General features: G+C 73.5%; 1 protein-coding gene. It reads right to left on the bottom strand.

Translation table 11 applies throughout. From position 1 onward, the window contains the following. Positions 1–328 (bottom strand): PhoH family protein (locus tag PUR61_RS45330; protein WP_329879443.1); only part of this gene is annotated, 328 nt, incomplete at both ends.

The following is a 328-nucleotide window of genomic DNA, read 5'->3' on the forward strand; positions in this document are numbered from 1 at the left end:
CCCCCGGGAGATGATCTCCTCGATCACGTCGGGGGTGGTGACGGCCGAGAGGGTGTCGAAGACGGCCTGGGCCCAGGGGCTCATCTTCTCGCTCTCGCTGCCCGGCAGGTAGCCGAGCTCCTGGCCGCCGACCGCGTAGAGCGGCCGGAAGACCATCACCTTCCGGTGCTGCTGCCGCTCCAGCACGGCCTCCAGCCCGGCGCAGAGCGCCAGCGCGGACTTCCCCGTCCCGGCCCGGCCGCCCATCGAGACGATGCCGACCTCCGGGTCCAGCAGGAGGTCCAGCGCGACCCGCTGCTCGGCGCTGCGGCCGCGCAGTCCGAACGCC

Origin of the sequence: Streptomyces sp. BE20, from assembly GCF_036322525.1 — a bacterium.
Classification (GTDB): domain Bacteria; phylum Actinomycetota; class Actinomycetes; order Streptomycetales; family Streptomycetaceae; genus Kitasatospora.